Genomic DNA, 4,980 nt, shown 5'->3' with positions numbered 1-4,980 from the left:
AAATTTAAATCTATTTTTGTGACTAGCAGTCAATTTTGATGTCTCTTTTCGAACATGTCTTTGTTATTATTCGCACCATAATAACGATAAGAAAAGAACGTTCTTACACATCAAACAATTAATGAGGATTAAGGAAACATTATGACATTTCGTCGAATTATACTTGCGCTAGTAATGCTGTCGACTGCTGCCACAGCTTCTGCACTTGAAAAGAAAAAGTTCTGTATGTACGACCCGGTTGGAAAAAACGGTCCTGCAATGACATTCTTCGCTGACTTGAAAGCAAAAGCTATTCCTTGGGGTCTAGATATCCATTTGGAAGCTTTTACCGATGAAAAAGTTGCCTCTAATGATTTTAAAGCCGGTATGTGTGATGGTGTATTTCTTACCTCTATATTGAGTAGCCCATACGTTCCATTTGGTGGTACCTTGGATGCAATTGGTGGCATCAACAACGAGAAGCAGCTTGGTATCGTTCTAAAGGCCTTGACTAACCCGAAAGTTGGCAAGCTACTTACGAATGGTAATTACGAGATGGTTGGTACTTTGCCTGTTGGTTCTGTTTACCTATTCGTAAGAGACAGAAATATTGACTCAGTTGAAGAATTTAGCGGCAAAAAGATCTCGGTTCTTAACGAAGATCCACAAAGTTTGAAGCTTGCTAACCTAGTTGGTGCGTCTCCGGTCGGCACTTCTTTGACCACTTTCTCGGGCCAGTTCAATAACGGTAATATCGACATTCTACCAATGGTCGCGCTTGGTTATAACGTATTTGAGTTATATCACGGTCTCGGCGAGAACGGCGGTATTATCGACGAAAAACTCCTTTACGGCATGATGCAGCTTGTTACTCACAAGGACCGCTTTGCAGACGACTTTGGTCAAAAGATGCGTGAGTACATTCTTTCTCGTATTCCTGACATTAATAAAATGGTTAAGGATGCTGAAGCGGAAATCCCAGCGAAGTATTGGATCAAAACAGATGCTAAAACTAAGGAAGAAATTACTAAGTTTAAGCGTGAAATCCGTATGGCTCTAAAAGCAGAGGGTAACCACCACCCTAAAGCTTTAAAAATGCTTTGGAAAATCCGTTGTTCTGAAAATCCAACTGCTGCCGAGTGTGGTACACCAGAGTAATTTGCTAACTTAGCTTTTACTTTCTAAAGCCCGGCCGTTGCCGGGCTTTTTATTGTCTGCGATTAATCCATTGGTAGGAATGTGTATTACACTATTCATGACTAGCGGTCACAAATATAGATCTATATTATTAGCAAAATAAGATAAAAACCAAAAACCGAGGTTCTCATGTCACGCACTACACACCCAAGTCTAAGTTTTGCTACGCCATATCAACAAGGTAATGTAAACGTTAAAAATCGATTCTTTAAGTCTGCAATGAGCGAACAACTGGGAGACAAACAGCACAATCCGGGCAAGCGACTTGCTAAGTTATATCGTACCTGGTCAGCTGGCGGTACTGGGTTACTTATCACAGGTAACGTCATGATTGACCGGGCAGCACTTGGCGAACCAAAAAACGTTGTTCTAGATAACGAAAGCGACCTCGAGAGCTTCATTCAATGGGCGGACGCTGCAAAGCAGAATGACACCAAAGTTTGGATGCAATTAAACCACCCAGGTAAGCAATCGCCAACGTTTTTAACAAAGCAGCCAGTCGCCCCCTCTGCTATTCCTTTAGGTGGGGGGCTTGAAAACACCTTTGCCACCCCTCGTGCGCTCGAAGAAAGCGAAATTTTAGAAATAATCGAAAAGTTTGCGACCGCCGCAAAACTTGCCAAACAAACAGGCTTCGATGGTGTACAAATTCATGGCGCTCACGGTTATTTGGTTAGCCAGTTTTTATCTCCACACCACAACCAGAGAAAAGACAAGTGGGGCGGTAGCTTACAAAATAGAATGCGCTTTGTATTAGAGGTTTACCGTGCTATTCGTGAAGCCACAGATGATAATTACCCAATTGGCATTAAATTAAATTCTGCTGACTACTCGAAAGGAGGGTTCTCTCATGAAGAATCTATGGAAGTAGTCGAAACCCTTGCAAAAGCGGGAATTGATTTACTGGAAATTTCCGGCGGCACCTACGAAAGCCCAAGCATGGTAGGTCATAACATTAAGGAATCAACACGCCGACGCGAAGCATACTTCATAGAATATGCAGATAAAATCCGCGAGCGCGTTTCAATTCCACTTGTCGTTACTGGCGGCTTCCGCTCAGGTAGCGCAATGCTTCAAGCCTTAAAGAGTGGCGCAACTGATTTTATCGGTTTGGCTCGACCGCTCTCTGTTTATCCCGATTTTCCCAATGAGCTAATAGCAAATCCCGAGCACAAGATTGATATACCGAAACCCAGCACTGGCGTGAAGTTTATCGATAAAATGACCATGCTTGATATTACCTGGTACGAATCACAGCTTGCGAGGCTATCTAAAGGCAAACAGGCCATACCTGATCAGACAGCCTGGATATCTGTGGCTCAGACGCTCTCAGGCCTGGGAGTTCATGCCTTTACAAAAAGGCGTGCTTAGTCGCTCAATCTGATTATTTCGCCTCGATCGATATAGGTTGCCGAGCATTTCCTCATTAGTGGTATAGCTTTAGGCAACCTTTCTTATTTGTAAGGTATAAGCTAAGTGAATAGATATTCAAATTGTATTTTGCAGGTATAATAGCGACTTCGAGATTCTATTTAAGCAGTCATAAACCTCTATGGTTGAGCCAGTACTCCAAATTAAGCAGCTATCTTGTGAACGTGAAGACCGCATTCTGTTTTCCGGGCTAGAGCATAGTTTTCTTCCTGCCACGATAACGCAGCTCGAAGGCCCTAATGGTGCAGGTAAAACAACCTTGCTACGAATTTTAGCTGGCTTATTCACTTCATATGACGGCGTAGTTAACTGGCAGGGCGAAGCTCTATATAAATCCCAGCTTAGTTTCCAGTCTCAGCTTCTTTTTATTGGCCATAAATCTGCCATTAAAACCAGCATGACACCTTTAGAGAATCTGCGTTATCTACTTGGCTTGCGACAAACAGTTGTAGAACAACAGCTATGGAGCGCGCTCAGCTCAGTCGGCTTAGAAGGGTATGAACATGTTCTATGCCGCAATATGTCAGCAGGTCAGCAGCGTCGCGTAACTCTGGCGCAATTATATCTCTCTGAGGCAAAGATCTGGATTCTTGATGAGATCTTTACTGCCATCGATAAGCAAGGCGTTGCCCAGTTTGAAAATTTGTTGTTAGAAAAAGCAATTAGCGGTGTCACAATCATTCTTACAACACATCATCAGCTTTCTTTACCCGGACTTGAAATACTTCCCATTAAAGGAAGTGTAATATGAGCATGAACTCCAGTACCGGTTTGTGGCCCGTCGCCAAAGCTATTTTAACTAAAGAGTTTCTTACCGCATTTAGGCACAAGCAGGAACTGGCAAACCCACTAGTTTTTTTCGCTATTATTATTGTGTTATTTCCCTTAGGCGTAGACCCTTCACCCGACTTTCTAGGCACGGCATCTGTTGGTTTAGTTTGGGTTGCTGCCTTACTTTCTACAATGCTTTCCTTGGATCGCCTGTTCCAGGCCGACTACGACGACGGTTCACTCGAGCAGCTTGTACTAAGCTCACACCCTTTATATCTGCTGCTGCTAGTTAAAGCCTTTGTTCATTGGTTGCTAATTGCTCTGCCGCTTGTGGTCATGTCGCCGTTACTCGCTGTCATGTTGCATCTTGACCCTCAACACCTGCCAATACTCTTATTGACCTTGATCATGGGGACTCCTGTTATCACCTTAATTGGTGGCATTGGTGCTGCATTGACGGTAAGCTTGCGCTCTGGTGGTGTGCTGGTTTCTCTATTAGTCTTACCACTGACTATACCAGTGCTAATATTTGGTACCGGTACGGTACAGGCCAGTATTGACGGTTTACCAGTTGGCGGGCACCTCGCAATTATCGGTATCATGCTGGTGCTAGCGGTTACACTTTCGCCCTTTGCGTCTGCTGCCGCACTACGGATGAGTGTTTCAAACTAATGAAGCTCGAGTATTTTAATCAATCTATGCTAGTTAAGAAGTAACTCCATGAAATGGACATTTTTTCACAAGCTTGGTTCGCCGAAGTGGTTCTATGATATTTCGAAACAGTACTATCCCTGGTTTCTGATTGCAGCACTTGGCTTAATAACAGCAGGGGTTACATGGGGCCTGGCTTTTGCTCCACCTGATTATCAGCAAGGAAACAGCTTCCGAATTATTTACCTGCATGTGCCAAGCGCGATTCTCGCTCAATCTTGCTACATGATGATGGCTTCAGCTGCTCTAGTATCTCTTGTTTGGCGCATGAAAATTGCTGATATATTTATTTCTTCCGCTGCACCAATTGGTGCGGCATTTACCTTTTTAGCTTTATTCACTGGTGCGGTTTGGGGCAAGCCAACCTGGGGTACATGGTGGGTATGGGATGCACGGCTCACCGCCATGCTTATTTTGCTGTTTCTATACTTTGGTGTGATCTCGATTCAAACCGCTATTGAAGATGCAAATATGGCTGCAAGGGCATCTGCCATTACTGTGCTTGTTGGCGTCGTGAACATCCCGATTATTAAATACTCTGTTGAGTGGTGGAATACCCTGCATCAACCAGCAACCTTTAAATTAACCGAGAAACCAGCAATGGTGCCAGAAATGTGGATACCCTTATTAGTGATGGTCATCGGTATTTACTGCTTTTTCGCGGCACTTGTTATTATCAGAATGCAGAACCAAATATTGCTTCGAGAGCGAAAAACCAGATGGGTTCAGGACATCGTAAAGCAGTCCGGAGTTCGCTAGCGACATGTTTAGTTCAACAAAAATGGTTTTACTTGTTAGGAGGCGTCAGTGAGTTTTGACAGCTTTTCTGAGTTTTTAAATATGGGTGGGCATGGTTTATACGTGTGGCTATGTTACGGTATAGGCTTGCTA

6 protein-coding genes are annotated in these 4,980 nt (G+C 43.6%); all 6 read left to right on the top strand.

Annotated elements, in window-relative coordinates:
- The first annotated feature begins 141 nt into the window (after positions 1-141).
- Entirely contained in the window at positions 142-1,137 is a 996-nt protein-coding gene (locus A3761_RS12635; protein ID WP_068510722.1) for a putative solute-binding protein, read from the top strand.
- A gap of 168 nt (positions 1,138-1,305) precedes the next feature.
- Positions 1,306-2,547: an NADH:flavin oxidoreductase/NADH oxidase family protein gene (locus A3761_RS12630; RefSeq protein WP_068510724.1), complete on the top strand. Its 1,242-nt coding sequence runs from the start codon at positions 1,306-1,308 to the stop codon at positions 2,545-2,547.
- Positions 2,548-2,728: 181 nt separating this feature from the next.
- Complete coding sequence (gene ccmA, locus A3761_RS12625; RefSeq protein ID WP_068510725.1) at positions 2,729-3,358, top strand: cytochrome c biogenesis heme-transporting ATPase CcmA; 630 nt, start codon at positions 2,729-2,731, stop codon at positions 3,356-3,358.
- Positions 3,355-4,050, top strand: coding sequence for a heme exporter protein CcmB (gene ccmB / locus A3761_RS12620; RefSeq protein ID WP_068510728.1), 696 nt, complete (start codon positions 3,355-3,357; stop codon positions 4,048-4,050). The genes ccmA and ccmB overlap by 4 nt, the downstream gene beginning before the upstream one ends.
- Before the next feature lie 48 nt (positions 4,051-4,098).
- Positions 4,099-4,848, top strand: a complete 750-nt coding sequence (locus tag A3761_RS12615; protein WP_068510731.1) for a heme ABC transporter permease — start codon at positions 4,099-4,101, stop codon at positions 4,846-4,848.
- Positions 4,849-4,896: 48 nt separating this feature from the next.
- Positions 4,897-4,980 (top strand): heme exporter protein CcmD (gene ccmD, locus A3761_RS29015; protein ID WP_068750299.1); only part of this gene is annotated, 84 nt, incomplete at its 3' end.

The organism is Oleiphilus sp. HI0123 (assembly GCF_001635315.1).
Note: the sequence above shows the minus strand (reverse complement) of the source record. Positions and strands in the feature narration are given on the sequence as shown.

Coding starts and splice junctions, on each gene's coding strand:
- A3761_RS12635 (WP_068510722.1), top strand. CDS start 142: ATGACATTTCGTCGAATTATACTTGCGCTAGTAATGCTGTCGACTGCT.
- A3761_RS12630 (WP_068510724.1), top strand. CDS start 1,306: ATGTCACGCACTACACACCCAAGTCTAAGTTTTGCTACGCCATATCAA.
- ccmA (WP_068510725.1), top strand. CDS start 2,729: ATGGTTGAGCCAGTACTCCAAATTAAGCAGCTATCTTGTGAACGTGAA.
- ccmB (WP_068510728.1), top strand. CDS start 3,355: ATGAGCATGAACTCCAGTACCGGTTTGTGGCCCGTCGCCAAAGCTATT.
- A3761_RS12615 (WP_068510731.1), top strand. CDS start 4,099: ATGAAATGGACATTTTTTCACAAGCTTGGTTCGCCGAAGTGGTTCTAT.